Origin of the sequence: Autumnicola musiva (assembly GCF_031846585.1) — a bacterium.
Taxonomy (GTDB): domain Bacteria; phylum Bacteroidota; class Bacteroidia; order Flavobacteriales; family Flavobacteriaceae; genus Autumnicola; species Autumnicola musiva.
In genome coordinates this window covers 102,725-121,905 of record NZ_JAVRHK010000005.1, presented here as the reverse complement: position 1 = coordinate 121,905, position 19,181 = coordinate 102,725, and the positions used below count along the sequence as shown (strand labels likewise).

11 protein-coding genes are annotated in these 19,181 nt (G+C 41.5%); all 11 read left to right on the top strand.

The window, feature by feature from the left end:
- The first annotated feature begins 42 nt into the window (after window positions 1-42).
- The 11 genes from RM539_RS08885 to RM539_RS08835 all read left to right on the top strand — a co-directional run bounded on the left by RM539_RS08885 (window position 43) and on the right by RM539_RS08835 (window position 19,178).
- A complete protein-coding gene (locus RM539_RS08885) occupies window positions 43-1,896 on the top strand; it encodes a glycoside hydrolase family 13 protein (protein WP_311503040.1) in 1,854 nt (617 codons plus the stop codon).
- A gap of 6 nt (window positions 1,897-1,902) precedes the next feature.
- On the top strand, window positions 1,903-4,026 hold the full coding sequence (locus RM539_RS08880; protein ID WP_311503039.1) for a TIM-barrel domain-containing protein: 2,124 nt from the start codon (window positions 1,903-1,905) through the stop codon (window positions 4,024-4,026).
- 9 nt (window positions 4,027-4,035) lie between these two features.
- Entirely contained in the window at window positions 4,036-6,174 is a 2,139-nt protein-coding gene (locus RM539_RS08875; RefSeq protein WP_311503038.1) for a glycoside hydrolase family 97 protein, read from the top strand.
- Window positions 6,175-6,468: 294 nt separating this feature from the next.
- Entirely contained in the window at window positions 6,469-8,979 is a 2,511-nt protein-coding gene (nirB, locus tag RM539_RS08870; protein ID WP_311503037.1) for a nitrite reductase large subunit NirB, read from the top strand.
- Window positions 8,980-9,001: 22 nt separating this feature from the next.
- Window positions 9,002-9,379, top strand: a complete 378-nt coding sequence (gene nirD, locus RM539_RS08865) for a nitrite reductase small subunit NirD (protein ID WP_311503036.1) — start codon at window positions 9,002-9,004, stop codon at window positions 9,377-9,379.
- 12 nt (window positions 9,380-9,391) lie between these two features.
- Window positions 9,392-9,973, top strand: a complete 582-nt coding sequence (locus RM539_RS08860; protein ID WP_311503035.1) for a DUF4202 domain-containing protein — start codon at window positions 9,392-9,394, stop codon at window positions 9,971-9,973.
- A gap of 10 nt (window positions 9,974-9,983) precedes the next feature.
- Window positions 9,984-11,786 carry a sensor histidine kinase gene (locus RM539_RS08855; protein ID WP_311503034.1) on the top strand — a complete coding sequence of 601 codons (1,803 nt, stop codon included), beginning with the start codon at window positions 9,984-9,986 and terminating at the stop codon, window positions 11,784-11,786.
- A 49-nt stretch (window positions 11,787-11,835) separates the two neighbouring features.
- Complete coding sequence (locus tag RM539_RS08850) at window positions 11,836-12,492, top strand: response regulator (protein WP_311503033.1); 657 nt, start codon at window positions 11,836-11,838, stop codon at window positions 12,490-12,492.
- A 177-nt stretch (window positions 12,493-12,669) separates the two neighbouring features.
- On the top strand, window positions 12,670-14,091 hold the full coding sequence (locus tag RM539_RS08845; protein ID WP_311503032.1) for an MFS transporter: 1,422 nt from the start codon (window positions 12,670-12,672) through the stop codon (window positions 14,089-14,091).
- A gap of 126 nt (window positions 14,092-14,217) precedes the next feature.
- Complete coding sequence (locus tag RM539_RS08840; RefSeq protein WP_311503031.1) at window positions 14,218-17,739, top strand: molybdopterin-dependent oxidoreductase; 3,522 nt, start codon at window positions 14,218-14,220, stop codon at window positions 17,737-17,739.
- Entirely contained in the window at window positions 17,736-19,178 is a 1,443-nt protein-coding gene (locus tag RM539_RS08835) for a rubredoxin (RefSeq protein ID WP_311503030.1), read from the top strand. Before RM539_RS08840 ends, RM539_RS08835 begins: the two co-directional genes overlap by 4 nt.
- The last annotated feature ends 3 nt before the right edge of the window (window positions 19,179-19,181 follow it).

Sequence of the window (19,181 nt, the reverse complement as noted above, 5' to 3'; positions counted from 1 at the left end):
GCCGGGTACTTTGAAAAGAAGTGTTCGGCTTTTATTCAAGTTATGAAACAGAACATCAGAAACATTTTATTTTCAGTATTAATCAGCAGTATATTCAGTATTGGTGGTTATGCGCAGATAGAGAGAGTGGAGCCCCCATTTTGGTGGGCAGGGATGAATAAATCTGAAATACAGGTGCTTTTCTACGGAAAAAATATCGCCGATTACCAGGTGTCTTTACAGGAAGAAATTCCCGTAACCGGAATTATCAAAACTGAAAATCCGAACTACCTTTTCGTTAGTGTCGAAACTGAAGGTGTGGCGCCGGGAATGCTTCATTTTGATTTTCAGCAGAAAAACGGGAAGAAATTCACCCGTGAATATCAGCTAAAATCCAGACGGGAAAACTCCACAACGCGTGAAGGCTTTAACAGCAGCGATGTGATCTATCTTTTAATGCCCGATAGGTTTGCAAATGGAAATCCCGATAATGATTCTGTTGAAGGCCTGGCCGATAAACTGAACCGCGAGGAAAAAGGCGGCAGGCACGGCGGCGATATTCAGGGTATAATAAATCATCTTGATTATCTGGAAGATCTGGGGGTAACCGCCATTTGGAGCACTCCGTTATTGGAAGATAATGATCCCCGCTATTCATACCACACTTATGCGCAAAGCGATGTTTATAAAATAGATCCTCGTTTTGGAAGCAATGAAGATTATAAAGAATTATCTTCAGAATTGCACAAGCGTGACATTAAGCTGGTTATGGATTACGTGACCAACCACTGGGGAACAGAACACTGGATGATTAAAGATTTGCCCACCTACGACTGGGTTAACCAGTTCCCGGGCTATGCGCAGTCTAACTACCGTATGGAAACGCAGTTTGATCCGCATCGTTCCCCCCGTGATCATAAGTATTGCGTGGAAGGCTGGTTTGTAAGAACAATGCCCGATTTAAACCAGGAAAATCCGCTGGTGCTTAACTACCTTATCCAAAATGCCATCTGGTGGATCGAAAATGCTAATTTGGATGGGTTTCGTGTAGATACTTACAGTTACAATGATAAAGAAGGCATTGCCGAATGGACAAAAACCATTATGGAAGAATATCCAAATTTCAACATTGTTGGTGAGGTATGGCTGCACGACCAGGCGCAAATTGCTTACTGGCAGAAGGATAGTAAAATTGGGGCGATCCAAAATTACAATACTAATTTGCCTTCAGTAATGGATTTTACCCTGCATAATGCCGTGGAGGAGATGTTTGCTGAAGGTGGCGGCTGGCAACGGGGCGTAATGAAAGCTTATGACAATTTTGTAAACGATTTCCTTTATCCCGATATCAACAATTTGCTGGTATTTTTGGAAAATCACGATACCAACCGATTTAACGAAATCTACGATCAAAATTTCAAAAATTACAGGCTGGGCCTCACCTTAATTGCCACCACGCGTGGTATCCCGCAATTGTATTACGGATCAGAAATTGGTATGCGCGGTAATAAAGAAGAGGGCGATGGAGATATTCGCCGTGATTTTCCCGGTGGCTGGGCAGGAGATAAGGTAAATGCCTTTAATCCTTCAGAAAGGACAAAACAACAGCAGGAATTCCACAATTTCACCAAAAAAATCCTGAACTGGAGAAAATCTGCGGAAGTTATTCATAAAGGAAAGCTTACCCAGTACATTCCGGAGAATAACGTTTATGTCTACTTCAGAACGCTCGGTGATAAAAAAGTAATGGTGGTTCTAAATAATAATGAAGATGAGCAGGTTTTAGATCTAAAAAGATTTGCTGAAGATCTTCAGCAGAATACTTCGGGAAAGGAAATTTTAAGCGAAAAACCAATAAACTTAAACGGCGAGTTGCAAATAGATGCCAAAACTCCCATGATAATTGAATTGAATTAATAAAAGATGAAGAAGAACTTTTTAGTATGGTTGGTGGCGATAATGGCAGGATTACAGCCTGTTTTTTCACAATCGGCCAGCATTACAGAGCCCGGTGTGGCCATATTTTATCCCGCCGATTTTGACTCGATTAAAACCCTGCCTTCCCTGGCAGTAATTAAAGATTTGCCCAAACGGGATTCGTTGCCTGCAGATTGGGCGGTACGGCCTGAATATTTTCAGGTAGATGGAAGGAATGCGGTACGCTTTAATTTAGATGAAGATATAGACCTCTACGGGACCGGTGAAGTTATTGGCGATTTACGCAGAAATGGAACCGATGTAACCCTTTGGAATACTGATAATTATGAATATGCCAAATTTGAAGGAAAGCAGCTGTACCAGTCGCATCCCTGGATTTTAGGAGTGAGGCCAGATGGTTCTTCTTTTGGGATTTTAGTCGATAATTCGTGGAGACAGGAAATTGTGCTGGACGAAGATGCTGAAATTATTAGTGAAGGGCCATCCTTCCGCGTGATTGTAATCGAAAAGGAAAATCCGCAGGAAGTAATGAAAAGCCTGGCAAACCTTACCGGAACTATGGCGTTGCCACCGTTATGGGCCCTCGGTTACCAACAATCCCGATATTCTTATTATCCCGATACTGCAGTCGAAGAACTTGCCGATGAATTCAGAAAAAGGGAAATTCCGGCAGATGTTATCTGGATGGATATTGATTATATGGAAGGCTTCCGCGTGTTCACTTTTGACGATGAAGGTTTTCCTGATCCTGCCGGCTTGAACGATTACCTGCATTCCAAAGATTTTAAATCGGTTTATATGATAGATCCGGGAGTGAAGCAGGATTCTACCTATTTTGTGTACCAGCAGGGCGATGCCGGCAACCACTGGGTTTTGGATTCATTAGGAAATGAATACAACGGCGAGGTATGGCCAGGGCAGGTTGCATTTCCAGATTACACGAGGCCGGAAACCCAAAAATGGTGGGCTTCATTGTACCAGGATTTTATGGACCTTGGCATAGACGGTGTTTGGAACGATATGAATGAGCCTGCGGTTTTTGATGGCCCCGACGGTTCAATGCCCGATGATAACATCCACCGTGGCGGGGGAGAGTTGCCTAAAGATATTCACCTGCGTTATCACAACGTTTACGGTTTATTAATGGTACGTTCCAGCCGCGAAGGAATAATGGCTGCAAATCCTGAAAAGAGGCCTTTTGTGCTTTCCAGAGCAAACTTTTTAGGAGGGCAGCGCTATGCCGCCACCTGGACGGGCGATAACTCCGCCACCTGGGACAATCTTAAAATGTCTATTCCTATGTCCCTTAACCTTAGCCTTTCCGGCCAGCCCTTCAATGGCCCCGATATTGGTGGTTTTACCAAAAGCCCTTCAGCCGATTTATTCGGAAACTGGATTGCTTTGGGAGCTTATTACCCATTTTCCAGGAACCATACTTCTAATGATACCGAGGCACAGGAACCCTGGTCTTACGGGAAGAAAATTGAAAATGTTTCCAGAACGGCCATTAACAGGAGGTATCGTTTAATGCCTTATTTATATACTTTGTTTCACGAAGCTTCAGAAAACGGGATGCCAATTATGCGGCCTGCATTTTTTGCTGATGTTACTAATGAAGAATTACGTGATGAACAACAAAGTTTTCTTTTAGGTGAAAATCTTCTGATTATTCCGAAATGGGCAGAAAATGCGGCAATGCCTGAAGGTGACTGGCAAACTGTTCAGTTTGAAAAAGAAGATGACGGGTATCAGGCTACCGTAAAACTCCGGGATGGCGCCATAGTTCCAATGGGGCCGGTAATCCAAAGTACCGAGGATTACAGCACAAAACAAATTACTTTGCTGGTAAATCCCGATAATAATGGAAACGCTTCAGGAACTTTATATGATGATGCCGGTGAAGGCTTCGGATATAAGAATGGAGAATATTCCATTCATAAATTTACGGCTTCAAAAATATCAAAAAACAAGCTGAAAATTGATGTGGAGCAAACTGAAGGAGAACGTAAAACGGACCGTCAGTACAGAATTGGACTGGTTAAAGGCGGAAAAGTAGTTTATTCAAATTGGTCTTCAGGAAAAAAATTGACGATAAGTCTTAAAAAATAAATCATTACTATGAAAAATTCAGTAATATATGCCTTTATTCTTTGTTTTATGGGCGTAGCTACTTCTCAAACTTTAAAATCTCCCAATGGAGAACTGGAAATGCAATTTTCTGTTAAGGAAAATGGAACTCCTACTTACAGTCTTACTTATAAAAATCAGGCAGTAATCAAAAGCAGTGCATTAGGTTTCAGTCTGAAAAATGAAGAGGATCTTTTAAACGATTTCACTGTTTCCGGTATTGATGAAACCAGCTATGATGAAACATGGGAGCCGGTTTGGGGTGAGCAAAAAGAAATCAGAAACCACTATAATGAAATGGCGGTAAACCTGCTTCAGAAAGGGACAAACCGTGAAGTAATTATTCGCTTTCGTCTTTTTGACGACGGCCTTGGCTTCAGGTACGAATTTCCGCAGCAGAAAAACCTGGGGCATTTTGTAATTGAAGATGAAAAGACTGAATTCGCGATGACCGGCGATCATACTGCTTTTTGGATTCCCGGAGATTATGACACCCAGGAATATGATTATACCGAGTCGAAACTTTCAGCAATAAGAGGACTTATGGAAGGTTCGATAACTGAAAATGTTTCCCAAACCTCTTTTTCACCTACAGGAGTGCAAACTACTTTAATGATGAAAACTGATGATGGCTTGTATATCAACTTACATGAAGCGGCTCTGGTGAATTATCCGGTGATGCATCTTAATTTGGATGATGAAAATTTTGTTTTTGAATCATGGCTTACTCCAAATCTGGAAGGTGATAAAGCTTATATGATCGCTCCTTCCATAACTCCCTGGAGAACTATTATTGTAAGTGATGATGCCCGGGATATCCTGGCTTCTAAAATGATCTATAATTTAAATGAACCTTCAAAAATTGACGATACTTCCTGGATTAAACCTATGAAGTACGTTGGAGTTTGGTGGGAAATGATTACCGGTAAAAGCACCTGGTCTTACACCAACGATTTTACAGCGGTAAAACTTGGGGAAACAGATTATGAATCTGCCACTCCAAACGGCACCCACGGGGCAACTACAGAGCATGTAAAAGAATATATAGATTTTGCTGCTGAAAACGGGTTTGACGGCGTACTGGTTGAAGGCTGGAATGTTGGCTGGGAAGATTGGTTTGGACATTCCAAAGACTACGTTTTCGATTTTGTCACCCCTTATCCCGATTTTGATGTAAAAGAAATTCAGGATTACGCAGAAAGCAAAGGAGTGGAAATGATCATGCACCACGAGACTTCGGCTTCCGTACGTAATTATGAGCGCCATCTGGATACAGCTTATCAGTTTATGAAGGAGTATGGTTACAATGCCGTAAAAAGTGGATATGTTGGAGACATTCTTCCGCGTGGAGAAAACCATTATAGTCAGTGGCTGGTAAACCATTATCTGTACGCGGTTAAAGAAGCGGCAGATTATGGAATTATGGTTAATGCACATGAAGCGGTACGTCCTACAGGTCTTGCCCGTACATGGCCTAATTTAATTGCTAACGAATCTGCAAGAGGGACAGAATACCAGGCATTTGGAGGCTCAAAACCAAATCATGTGACAGTGTTGCCTTTTACAAGATTGATTGGTGGGCCGATGGACTACACACCCGGAATTTTCGAAATGGACCTTAGTAAATTAAATCCTGAAAATAATTCCCATGTTAACAGCACCATAGCCAATCAGCTTGCCCTTTATGTGACCATGTACAGTCCGTTACAAATGGCAGCCGATCTTCCGGCAAATTATAAGCGTTTTCCGGATGCTTTTCAGTTTATAAAAGATGTGGCTTTAGACTGGGACGAGAGCATTTATCTAGAAGCCGAGCCGGGTGATTATGTTACCGTAGCCCGAAAAGAAAAAGGAAGTGATAACTGGTTCCTTGGAAATGTAAATGGAGAAACCGCCCGTACTTCAAAGATAAAATTTGACTTTTTAGATAAGGGACAAAAATATATCGCCACAATATATTCCGATGCTAAAGATGCGCATTACAAAACCAATCCGCAGGCTTATGAAATAAGAAAAGTTGTTGTTGATAATAAATCCAAACTCTCACAGTTCTCTGCACCGGGAGGTGGTTACGCCATCAGCATTATTCCGGCAGAAAAATCGGAGACAAAAGGGATGAAGAAGTTGTAAAATAGAAGCTATTATAAACATCCCGTTCCGAAAAATAATGGGAAGTATTAAGATTGAAACAAATATTTAAAGCTGAACAATTTTTTCGTTGTTCAGCTTTTTTAATTTGTATTTTATTCTTTTTAAAAATTGATTGTTGATGCATTTGATGAGGTGTTAGCATGGGGTTTGACAGGTGTGGTATAAGATGCTTAGAAATTTTAAAACCTCTATTATAAACTTTTTCTTCTTAAATTTCAGAACTACGTAACAATACTAAGTATTTTTACTTATATTTGTTTCAAATACGTAGTCATGAAAAGAATTATTGTAGTAGGAAACGGAATGGTAGGTCATAAATTTTGTGAAAAATTAATGTCCCACCCCTCGAGGGAAGATTATGAAGTGTTGGTTTTTGGTGAAGAACCACGTTCAGCGTATGACAGGGTGCATCTAAGTGAATATTTTTCCAATCAGTCTCCCGATGAGCTTTTGCTTGCCCCGGTGAACTGGTACGGGGAAAATAATATAGAATTACATACTTCAGAGCTTATCAGTGAAATAAAACCTGCGGAAAAACAGGTGGTAACTTATAAACAGGAGACCTACAATTATGATTATCTTATCCTGGCTACAGGCTCGTATCCTTTTGTTCCGCCCATTAAGGGATCGGACAAATCTGGGGTGTTTGTTTATCGCACAATAGAAGACCTGGATGCGATGAAGGCTTATGCATCCAAAATTAAAGCTGATGGCAAAAAGAAAGCGGCTGTGCTGGGCGGCGGACTTCTGGGCTTGGAAGCTGCCAATGCAGCAAAAGAACTCGGGCTGGAAACCGATGTTGTGGAGTTTGCCCCACGTTTAATGCCAAGGCAGTTGGACCAGGCCGCGAGTAATATGCTTAAGGCGAAAATTAAAGAACTTGGCATAAATGTGCATCTGGAAAAAGCAACTATAGAGATTGCAGGAGAAGAAATTATTGAGAAAATGGAATTTTCTGATGGTACTTCTTTGGAAACAGATATGCTAATAATTTCAGCAGGAATAAGGCCCAGGGATGAGCTTGCCGTAAAAGCAGGCATAAAGACAGGTGAAAAAGGCGGGGTTTGGGTAGATAATAAGATGCAGACTTCAGAAAAGGATATTTATGCCATAGGCGAAGTGGCACTTTATAATAATGGAGTGTACGGGCTTGTGGCTCCCGGCTACGATATGGCCCAGGTGGCGGTGGAGCAAATCACCGGCGGCGACAAAGTGATGGCTGAGGTAATAGATATGTCCACGCAGTTAAAGTTAATAGGTACCGAAGTGGCGAGCTTCGGGGATCCTTTTATAGATAATGAAGAAGTAGCCACCATTGTTTATGAAAACAAACGCTCCGGAATTTATAAACGAATTAATGTAAGTAAGAAAGGTGAAAAATTATTAGGAGGAATACTAATTGGTGATTCTTCAGATTATAACAATCTCTTTCAGATTTTTATTAACGGAATGAAATTACCGGAAAATCCTGAAAACCTTATTATTCCTTCCAAAGATTCAAAAGGTGGTAGTGTTGCCGGCAGCGCTATGGATTTTCCCGATACGGCACAAATTTGCTCCTGCGAAAGCGTAACAAAAGGCGCTATTTGCAGTTCTATTGAAAGTGGCGACTGTGAGAATCTTGGGGATGTAATAAAAGCTACCAAAGCCGCAACGGGTTGTGGAGGTTGTAAGCCTATGGTGGCAGATCTTGTGAAAGGCTCCCTTAAATCTTTGGGGAAAGAAGTAAAGGAAACCTTATGTGCTCACTTCAACTATAGCCGTCAGGAACTTTATGATCTTATAAAAATCAATAAGGTGAAAGACTATAATGAGGCGCTGAATCTCTTCGGAAAAGGGGATGGCTGCGAAATTTGCAAGCCTGCGTTATCTTCAATTTTTGCCAGTATCTACATGGAAACCGCTAATAAACAGGTTGCCATTCAGGATTCTAATGATCGATTTTTGGCAAATATTCAGCGAAACGGAACTTACTCAGTAGTGCCAAGGGTTCCCGGTGGGGAAATTACTCCTGATAAATTAATGGCGCTGGGGGGCGTTGCGAAAAAATATGATTTATATTCTAAAATAACCGGCGGGCAGCGGATTGACCTTTTTGGAGCAGAGTTACATCAGCTTCCGCATATCTGGAGGGAACTTATAGATGCCGGTTTTGAAAGTGGCCATGCTTATGGAAAATCCCTTAGAACCGTAAAAAGTTGTGTGGGTTCCAGCTGGTGCCGTTATGGAATGCATGAAAGTGTGAGCTATGCCATAAGAATTGAAGAAAGATATAAAGGGCTTAGGTCCCCCCACAAAATAAAAGGCGGAGTGTCCGGCTGTATAAGGGAATGTGCTGAAGCCAGAGGTAAGGATTTCGGGATTATTGCCGTGGAAAGCGGCTGGAACCTTTATGTGTGTGGTAATGGTGGGGCTACTCCAAAACATGCCATTCTTCTTGCGGAACAGCTGGATGATGAAACCTGTATTAAATACCTGGACAGGTTCCTCATGTATTATATCAGAACAGCACCGCCGCTTACCAGGACAGCGCCCTGGCTGAAACAACTGGAAGGTGGTATAGATTACCTGAAAGAAGTAGTTGTGGAAGATTCCCTCGGAATAGCAGAAGATCTTGAAGCTGAAATGCAGGAATTGGTAGAGAAATACAAGTGCGAATGGAAAGAAGCAATTGAAGATCCTGAAATGATGAAGCGGTTTAAACATTTTGTGAATTCTGATGAATCTGATGATACACTGGAATTTGTTCCAATGAGGGAACAAAAAATGCCCAAACCCTGGTAGTACTAATTTATAACTCTGAAAAATGCAAAATTTGATATCTCAATATAATTCCGTTTCTGAAGCTGCAGTCAAAAACTGGTTCCTTGCCGGGAAGACCAATGATTTTCCTGAAGATGGGGGCGCGTGTATTAAACATGGCAGCAAACAAATTGCAGTATTCAATTTTACCCGAAGGTCAAAATGGTACGCATGCCAGAATCTTTGTCCGCATAAGCTGGAAATGGTACTTTCCAGGGGCATGATTGGAGAAGAAAAAGATATTCCCAAGATAGCCTGTCCTCTGCATAAAAAAACCTTTTCCCTGGAAGACGGGCATAATCTTAATGGTGATGAGCTGGAAATTGCAGTATATCCCGTTAAAATTGAAGCGGGAAATGTGTATATTGGTTTTTCAGATTAATGCAAAACACCAATGGAGAATAAATTTGAAGAAGCCATCAGGCGAATAGACCAAAAAAATTCTGAAGATCCGCATAACGAAGAAGACGGGGGCAAAACTTATCCAAAAGAACTGCTTTACTCCAAAAGAATGTACAATCAGCTTCTGGAGTTTGATCCGGATGCTTCCGAAGAACTTCAAATCGCCGCCCGTGCCCAGCATATATGCAGGTGGGAAGTACCCAGGAAAGATTATCCTATGGATAGGGTTGGATACTTAAAATGGAGAAACGATCTTAAAAAAATGCATGCCGAAATTACTGCCGGTATTCTTGAAGATGTAGGTTACGATAAGACATTTATTGACCGGGTTACTTTTTTAGTTCAGAAGAAAAAGATCAAAAAAGATGATGGTTCCCAAACGCTGGAAGATGTAATTTGCCTTGTATTTCTTCAGCATTATTTTGAAGATTTCGCAGCGAAGCATGAGGATCAAAAAATTGTGGACATCATTAGAAAAACCTGGGGGAAAATGTCTCCTGAAGGTCATGAGGCTGCATTAAAGCTAAACCTTTCCAATAAAACCTCGTCCCTGGTAAAGCAGGCGCTTTCTTAATTTTTACTACATGCCTGGTAAAGAATTTTCCCTGGATCAAAGGACGTTTAGAAAATTAAGCCGGCTTTACATAATTGCTCTAAGTGCGATTGCCCTTTCTGTAGTGGTGAGCCAGATTTTGATTCATAGATTTCTTGATGATCAGGAAAGTGACTCCACAGTGGTAAATATTGCCGGGCGGCAGCGTATGCTCAGTCAAAAAATAGCCAAGGAAGCTTTGTTGCTTTTTACTACTGATGAAGCTCAGGAAAAGGCAAATATCAGGCAGCGGTTAGCTGAAGCAGTGGAACTCTGGAGTTTTTCCAACAGGGCATTGCGGGAAGGAAATGACAGCCTGGGGCTTCCGGGAGAAAATAGTGACGCTGTTTCTGAAATGTTTAAAAATCTGGATCCTTCTTTTGATAGCATCAGGAATGCTGCCCTTAATATTGTTCAAAATTCCACACTATCTTCAGAAAAACTTAATGCAGAGGTTTCTTCAATCAGGCAGAATGAGGAAATTTTTCTGCGTGGCATGGATCAGCTGGTAAATCAGTATGAACAGGAAGCCGGTGAAAAAGTGGAACGCCTGAGCAACCTGGAATATTTGCTGATGGCAGTGACTTTAATAATTTTGTTAAGCGAACTGATTTTCGTTTTTCTGCCTGCGGCAAGGGCGGTGAAAGGAACTATCCGGCGATTGTTAATTGCCGAAAAGAAGGCGATAAAAATGGCCCGTGATGCAGATGTACTTAGCCAGGCAAAAGAAAAATCGGTAAAGGAATTGAAGGCGCTCAACCAGGCAATGAATCAGACATTGCTTTTTGCAAGGCTTACTTCAGATGGAAATATTATCAATTTCGGAGAGAAATTTTCGAGGCTGTTTGAATTCAGGAAATATAGTAATTTTACAAGATTCCCGGAATTGCTTTCCACAAAGGAAGACGAGAAAAAGGAAATAGAAATATTGCTGGACGAATATGCCAAAAAAGGCTGGCAGGGGGAAGTGAAAGCTACCACCAAAGAAGGGGAGTCGGTATGGCTGGAAATGTCTTTAATCCCATTTAATCCCGAAGACGATAAATGGGAAATTTTGGTAATAGCTTCCAATATCACTACCCGCAAGGAAGCACAATTGGAAATTGAAAGATTAACGCAGAAGAGTTTTGAGGAAAAAATGAATCAGCAAAAACTTGTTTCCAGTAAAATTATTGAAAACCAGGAGAAAGAGCAGAACCGCATAGCTAAAGATATTCACGACGGAATTGGCCAAATGCTTACCGCCCTTAATTTCAACCTGGAAAGTATAGATGTAACCAAAACCGAAAAAGCCGCCCAGAAAATCGAAAACGTAAAGGATCTCACCGGAAAGATAATTAAAGGAGTGCGAACGGCTACTTTCAACCTTATGCCGCCAGAACTTTCAGATTATGGAATTGTACCTGCACTTACCAAACTTACCCAGCAACTTGGCAAATTAACCGGCAAAAATATCTTGTTGTACGATAAAACCGGATTTAACGAACGCCTGGATTCGCTTATTGAAATAAATATTTACCGTATTACCCAGGAAGCCATAAACAACGCCATAAAATACGCCGATTCGACGCACATAATTGTAAGTGTCTCCCACAGTAGCAGTATACTTAGTGTGATTATTGATGACAATGGGAAAGGATTTGATCCACAAAAAGCAAAAGCCGGGAAAAACGAAGCAGGCGGCATGGGCATGACCTTTATGCGGGAAAGGATTAAATACATAAATGGCCGGCTTTTTATTACTTCTGAAATTGGTAAAGGAACAAGGATCACTCTTAATGTTCCTTTGCAATAATCCGTCACTTAAGTAAAAATCCCTATTTTAGTACTTAAATTAAAGAAAAATGAGCAACATACGTATAGTCCTTGCCGATGATCATGTATTGGTAAGGGATGGCATTAAAGCTTTACTGGAAGATGAAGCCGATATAGAAGTAATAGATGAGGCTTCAGACGGCCTGGAAGCCATAGAAGTGCTGAAGAATTCCGATGCTGACTTATTACTGGTAGATATACGTATGCCGGGGATGAATGGGATTGAAGTGGTAAGCAAGATTCGCGAAAATAACTGGCCGGTGAAAACGCTGGTTCTCTCAATGCATGATTCCGAAGAATACGTAGTACAGTCCATACATGCAGGTGCCGATGGTTATTTGCTCAAGGGAGCCAGTAAAGGAGAGTTACTTAAAGCACTACATAAAGTTGCTGAAGGCGGAAAGTATTTTTCAGGGGATATTTCTTCCATACTTATAAGTAATTTTGCCAACGGAGCTGCCGTACCAAAAAAGCAGGAACCTATAGAAGATCCTTTTAATCTTACAAAAAGGGAAAAGCAGATTTTATCCCTTGTCTTGCAGGGAAAAAGCAATAAAGAAATAGGTGAGGAGCTGTCAATTAGTAAAAGAACGGCGGAGGTACACCGTTTTAACCTGATGAAAAAACTGGATGTTAAGAACCTTATAGAACTTACCAACGTAGCCAGGGAATATCAGCTGGCATAAAAAACATCATCTGATTTTCATAATTTTATTCCTGCAGCTAATAATTTTCATATTTGACAAATTAGGAGGAAGAATAGCTTCAAAATTAAGGAGTACGTAAATTTTATATAAATACGTATTTTTATAAATATTACTTAAGTAATTATACTTAATTTAGTTCTTTTAAAATATGATATTATGAAAAATTCAACTTCTGCAAAAGCAACAAAATTTGATCTTCGTAATTTAAAAAGCATTCCTGTTCGTACCTTTTGGATTACGTCTTTGGCCTTTTTCCTATGCTTTTTTGCCTGGTTCGGGGTAGTTCCTTTTATGCCAGATGTAGTAAAGGACCTGGGATTAACACCGGCTCAAAAATGGAATTCGGTAGTACTTGCCGTTACCGGTACTGTATTCGCCCGGCTGCTTATAGGGAAATTATGTGATCGCTACGGTCCACGGCTTTGCTATACCTGGCTTCTTATTCTTGGTGCAATTCCGGTAATTCTAACCGGCTTTGTGCAAACGCCCCTGCAATTCCTTATCTGCAGGTTATTGACAGGGTTTATAGGTGCTTCTTTTGTGATTACCCAGGTACATACTTCTCTTATGTTTTCATCAAATGTGGTGGGAACGGCTAACGCAACTTCCGCAGGCTGGGGAAATCTTGGAGGTGGGGCAAACCGCCTTGGAATGCCAATAATTGCAGCATTGGTTATAGGATTTGGTGCAGCTGAAGCTTCAGCGTGGAGGTATTCCCTTATTATTGCGGGAATTCTTTGTTTTACAATGGGGATGGTCTATTTCTTCTTCACCAAAGATACTCCGGAAGGTAATTTTAAGGAACTCGCCGAAACCGATGATCTTCCAAAAATGAAGAAGGACCAGGTTGGTTTTTTGACAGCATTAAAAGATTACCGCGTATGGATCCTTTTTATGGTCTATGCTGGCTGCTTCGGAATTGAGTTAACCGTATACGGCACTATGGACGATTATCTTCAGAGTACCTTTCAGCTGGAAAGGATAACTGCGGGTAATATTGTACTTTCTTTTGCGCTGATGAACATTTTTGCCCGTACCCTGGGAGGATTTTTTGGAGACAGGTTTGGTAAGCAGAAAGGTCTCCGGGGCAGGGTGGTATTTCTTGCAGCTATCATGGTGGTGCAGGGCGCAATGCTTTCTACCTTCTCTCTAATGACGAGCCTTTATGTAGCCATAGCATTTCTTATCCTGTTTAGTTTAACGGTTCAAATGGCTGAAGGAGCTACTTTTTCGGTGGTACCTTTTATCAATAAAAAAGCTGTTGGCTCTATTTCAGGAATTGTTGGAGCCGGGGGGAACGTTGGTGCTTTTCTGGCTGCAATGCTGCTTAAAGTTAAATCGGCAGCTTCAGAGAAAGTTGCTATCGCGGCAAACCAGGGTCTGGGTGAGGAAGTAATTCGCTCGGCACAGGCAGCAGCCTCGGCACAGGCAGTTTCCGAAGGTTATCTTTTAATAGGAGTAACCGTTGTGGCTACAGGCGTTGTGGCCTTGGCTATACGTTTTTCTGTTAAAGATGAAAAAGTGGCCAAAAAAGAGCTGGAAGGTTCTATGGCAAGTGCTGTACCTGCAAATGCTTAAATAGGAGTTGCTGAAAATCAGTAAAATCAAAAATGAAATGGGTTTTTTTGGAAATTTCATAATAATGAAGTCGGCACTTTTATGCTGTGCCCAAAAAAGCCAAATTTGTAATAAAACATTCGGCATATGCTCGAAAAAGAAGTGAAAAGTACCTGTTCATACTGTGGAGTTGGCTGCGGGGTAGTGGTGAAAAAGGATGCCCGGAACCGGGTAGAAGTGGAAGGGGACAAAGAACATCCTGTTAATAAAGGAATGCTTTGTTCTAAAGGTATGAACCTGGATTATGTAGTTAATGACACTTCAGACAGGATACTTTATCCTGAAATGCGCTGGAGCCGCTCCCATCCCCGCGAACGGGTAAGCTGGGACGATGCAATGGAGCGGGCAGCCGGGGTTTTTAAATCTATTATCAGGAAACATGGCCCAGATAGCGTGGGATTTTATGTTTCCGGGCAATGCCTTACCGAAGAATATTATATCGCCAACAAACTTACCAAAGGCTTTCTTGGAACCAATAATATCGATACCAATTCCAGGCTTTGTATGAGCTCGGCGGTGGTTGGTTATAAAAAAACTTTTGGAGAAGATTCTGTGCCGGGATGTTATGAGGATATTGAACTGGCCGATACTTTCCTTATTGCCGGGGCAAATCCTGCATGGTGCCATCCTATTCTCTTTCGGCGTTTGGAAAAGCATAAAGAAGAAAATCCCGATGTAAAAATTATTGTTGCCGATCCGCGTAAAACCGATTCGGCTAATTTTGCCGATTTACACCTTCAGCTTATCCCCGGAACAGATGTAATTCTTTACAATGCCATTGGCAGGCAGTTGCTGAAAAAAGGGTTTATAGACAAGAATTTTATAAAGAACCATACTGAAGGTTTTAAGGAATATAAAGACAAGGTGTATTCCCTGTCATTAAAGGAAGCTTCCAAAATGTGCGGAGTTCCTTCCGCAGATATTAAAAAAGCGGCGAATATTATAGGCCGCTCCAAAGGTTTTATAAGTATGTGGGCTATGGGGCTTAACCAAAGTGTGGTAGGCTCTGATAAAAATTTCTCTTTATTAAACCTTTCCCTGGTTACCGGGCAGGTAGGCAAACCCGGCTGCGGGCCTTTTTCACTTACGGGTCAGCCTAATGCTATGGGAGGCCGTGAAGTAGGAGGAATGGCCAATTTACTTGCCGTGCATAAAAATCTTGCTAATCCCGAACATCGTAAGGAAGTTGCCCAATTTTGGGGGGTGGATAATATTTCTCCCAAACCCGGCTACACCGCAACAGAAATGTTTGATGCTTTGGAAGAAGGAAAGCTGAAAGCCGTATGGATTGTGTGTACAAATCCAGTGGTGAGTTTGCCAAATGCCAGAAAAGCAGAGAAAGCCCTGAAAAATGCCAAATTTGTGGTAGTGCAGGATATTTCCCATAAATCTGATACGTTGCCTTATGCCGATTTAGTGCTGCCTGCAGCTGGATGGCTGGAAAAAGATGGCACCATGACTAATTCTGAAAGGCGTATATCTTATTTAAATAAAGAAATTCATCCGCCGGGAGAGGCAAAACCCGATGTGGAAATACTTTGTGATTTTGCGAAAAAAATGGGCTTCCGTGGCTTTAATTACGGCAGTACTGCGGAAATTTATGAAGAATATGCCGCCATGACCGCTGGAACGAACATAGACATTTCTTATTTAAACTACGACAGGCTTAAAAACGAGGGTACTTTTCAATGGCCGGTAAAGGAATACCGCCATCCTGGGACACCAAGATTATTTGAGGATAAACAATTTTATACCCCTTCAAAAAAGGCCATTTTCAATGTTTCGCAGAGTATCGAAAATCAGTCCCCCAAACCTACAGGTGAATTTCCGCTGATTTTAACTACTGGCCGGGTGAGGGACCAGTGGCATACAATGACAAGAACCGGGAAAGTTGCCCGGCTTAAAACCCATTATCCCGATCCGGTGCTGGAGATTAATCTGGTGGACGCTTATCTTAAGGGCATTAAAAACGGCGATGTTACTGAAATAAGAAGCCAGAATGGAATGGTGAGAGTAAGGGCAAAAGTTACCGAAAATGTAAGGGAAGGAGTGGTCTTTCTGCCTATGCACTGGGGAAAACAATTAAGTAATGACCTGAACAGGGCAAATAATTTAACTCATACTCTGGTAGATCCTATCTCCAAAGAGCCCGATTTCAAGTTTACTTCAGTAGCAGTTTCAAAATATAAAAAGCAACAGGAAAAAATCATTATTATCGGGGCAGGGGCAGCTGCTTTCAGGTTTATTCAGAATTATAGGGAGCATAACAGCGATGATGAACTTCATGTTTTTTCAAAAGAAATTCATCCTTTTTATAACAGGGTTTTGCTTCCGGATTATATTACAGAAGAATTGAGCTGGGAACAACTTTTAAAGATTAAAGAGAAAGAAGTTAAAAAGCTTCGCATAAGCCTGCATGGCGATAGCTCTGTTATCAAAATAAATTCTGAAGAAAAAACTGTTACAGATTATCATGGTAATATTCATTCCTTTGATAAACTTATTCTGGCTACGGGCAGCCGAGCCTTTGCTCCAAAAGATGCTCAATTGCACCTCCCGGGCAGGTTTACCATGAGAAGTAAGGATGATGCCGACAGATTCAAAACTTACCTGGAAGACACTAAATTACCTGCGTCACAACAGCATGTGGTAATTGTGGGTGGCGGTTTACTGGGGCTGGAATTGGCAGCCGCACTTAAACATAAGAATGTGAAGGTTACCATTGTGCAGCGTTCTTCGCGGTTAATGGAGCGGCAGCTGGACCTCACTTCAAGTAAACTGCTGGCGCAGGACGTGCAGGAGCGGGGAATCCAGATTTATTTTGATAATGAGGTGAGTACCGTTTTTAATGATGAAGAATCGGGAGAATTGAGTATTACCTTAAAAAGTGGTAAAAATCTTTCGGCGCATGCCATTGTATATGCTATAGGCACGCGCCCGAACATAGAAATTGCCAAAGAAAGTGGTATCATGTGCGGGCGTGGGGTTAAAGTAAATCAGCATATGCAGTCTTCTGATCCTGATATTTTTGCTTTGGGTGAAATTGCCGAATTTAAAAATCAGCTCTTCGGAATAACTTCTGCAGCAGAAGAGCAGGCCGCTATTCTTGCCAATTTTATGGCGGGCGATGTTAGCAGTACTTACAAAGGTTCGGTTTTAATGAATATCCTGAAATTTAATGACCTTGACGTGTGCAGTATCGGGGAAATTAATGTTCCTGAAAATGATGAAAGTTATGAGGAAATCATATTTACCGATCTGCGGAAGCGTTACTACAAAAAGTGTATTGTAAAAGACGATTTACTGGTAGGGGCCGTACTGATGGGCGATAAAAATGAATTCGCTGAATTCAAAAATCTTATTGAAAGCAAAATTGAACTGTCCAATAAACGGGAACAATTACTTCGCAGTTCCGGAAATGCCAAACCTGTGGTGGGGAAACTGGTTTGTTCCTGTAGCCAGGTGGGCGCGGGAAATATAGAAGAGGCCATTGCCGGCGGTTGTAATAATTTTACTGAACTCTGCAACCAAACAGGAGCTGGGTTAGGCTGCGGAAGTTGTAAAACCGAAGTGCGTGAAATTTTAAATACTTCAAAAGAACTGGTATGAGAAAAAACCTTCCAAGAATATTGATAAAAGGAGGCGTGCTTTCTCCTGCAGAATTAAAGCAAGTTGCTGATACTGCCGGTAATGCGGGCTTAAAAACCATTTCTTTCGGCTCCCGGCAGGATATCCTATTTCCGGAGGACATAAACGAGAATGAGTTGAGCAGGTTTAAGGATCTGCATATCGTTAAATCGCTGGCAGAGCCTATAGAAAATATTGTTTCCTCTTATGTTTCAACAGATATTTTTCCAACCACCTCGTGGATTACCGGTGACCGTTACCTTTATATCCTCGAACAAATAAGGTACGAGCCTTCCCTGAAGATAAATATTACCGAACCCAGGCAACGGCTTGTACCTCTTTTTACCGGACACCTGAATTTTATTGCTTCAGAACATGAAGACTACTGGTACCTGTATATAAGGTTGCCAAACTGGGATAAAGCAGAAATGTATCCTGCCCTTATTTATAGTTGGGATATTGCGAAAACCGGTGAGGCTATAGAAAATATTCTTCAGGAGGAACCGCAAAATGTGGAAATGATTTTTGATCTGGTGAGTGATGCGGTAGAGGCCGATAATCGCACGGTTGATAAACCGCTACAGGTGCCATTCTATCCTTTTCCTTATTATGAAGGGATGAATCGCACGGTTACCGGCAAATATTGGCTGGGGCTTTACTGGAGAAATAATAAGTACGACCTGGAATTCCTTAAAGCTGTATGTGATCTTTGTGCCGAATCTAAAATTGGACGAATTTGTATCACTCCGTGGAAATCTTTTATCGTAAAAGGAATTCCTGCAGAATCCAAACTGCAGTGGGAAAAGTTGCTTGGTAAATTCGGGATCAATGTAAGGCATTCTATGCTGGAACTTAACTGGCATCTACCTGTAGGTAATGAAGAGGCCCTGAAACTTAAAAAATACCTGGTGGCCAATTTTGATCAGAATGACATAAGTACTTACGGCTTAACCTTTGGGATTGCCAATTACACCCGCCGCGTTTATTATTTTACTTCTGTGGTAATAGAAAAAAATCCCACTCCCGGTCACCTTGGCAAATTTGAAATAAGGGATACCTATAATCTGCTTTACGCCAAAAATTTTGATCCTAACACCAAAGAGTATATCACTCATGTCCAGGATGTGGACCAGGTGGAATTACCATCTTTATTGATGGAACTAAGCCAAATGTACTTTGACCAACTGGGTAATAAAAAGGAAGAGGATTCACCTGAAGGCAGCCGTAAGGAAGTGGAAGAAACTAGGGTTTACCAATGCCGTGAATGCCTTACGGTATATGATGAGAAATACGGCGATGAAACTCAGGGAATTCCCCCCGGAGTTGCCTTTAAAGATTTAGCTGAAGAGTATACCTGTGCTGTTTGTGAAGCCCCAAAATCATATTTTATCAGCAAAACTTTTACCAGGCAGGTGGACTGATAT

Excerpts from the sequence above, each read along its gene's own strand:
- RM539_RS08885 (WP_311503040.1), top strand. The coding sequence starts at position 43 with ATGAAACAGAACATCAGAAACATTTTATTTTCAGTATTAATCAGCAGT.
- RM539_RS08880 (WP_311503039.1), top strand. The coding sequence starts at position 1,903 with ATGAAGAAGAACTTTTTAGTATGGTTGGTGGCGATAATGGCAGGATTA.
- RM539_RS08875 (WP_311503038.1), top strand. The coding sequence starts at position 4,036 with ATGAAAAATTCAGTAATATATGCCTTTATTCTTTGTTTTATGGGCGTA.
- nirB (WP_311503037.1), top strand. The coding sequence starts at position 6,469 with ATGAAAAGAATTATTGTAGTAGGAAACGGAATGGTAGGTCATAAATTT.
- nirD (WP_311503036.1), top strand. The coding sequence starts at position 9,002 with ATGCAAAATTTGATATCTCAATATAATTCCGTTTCTGAAGCTGCAGTC.
- RM539_RS08860 (WP_311503035.1), top strand. The coding sequence starts at position 9,392 with ATGGAGAATAAATTTGAAGAAGCCATCAGGCGAATAGACCAAAAAAAT.
- RM539_RS08855 (WP_311503034.1), top strand. The coding sequence starts at position 9,984 with ATGCCTGGTAAAGAATTTTCCCTGGATCAAAGGACGTTTAGAAAATTA.
- RM539_RS08850 (WP_311503033.1), top strand. The coding sequence starts at position 11,836 with ATGAGCAACATACGTATAGTCCTTGCCGATGATCATGTATTGGTAAGG.
- RM539_RS08845 (WP_311503032.1), top strand. The coding sequence starts at position 12,670 with ATGAAAAATTCAACTTCTGCAAAAGCAACAAAATTTGATCTTCGTAAT.
- RM539_RS08840 (WP_311503031.1), top strand. The coding sequence starts at position 14,218 with ATGCTCGAAAAAGAAGTGAAAAGTACCTGTTCATACTGTGGAGTTGGC.
- RM539_RS08835 (WP_311503030.1), top strand. The coding sequence starts at position 17,736 with ATGAGAAAAAACCTTCCAAGAATATTGATAAAAGGAGGCGTGCTTTCT.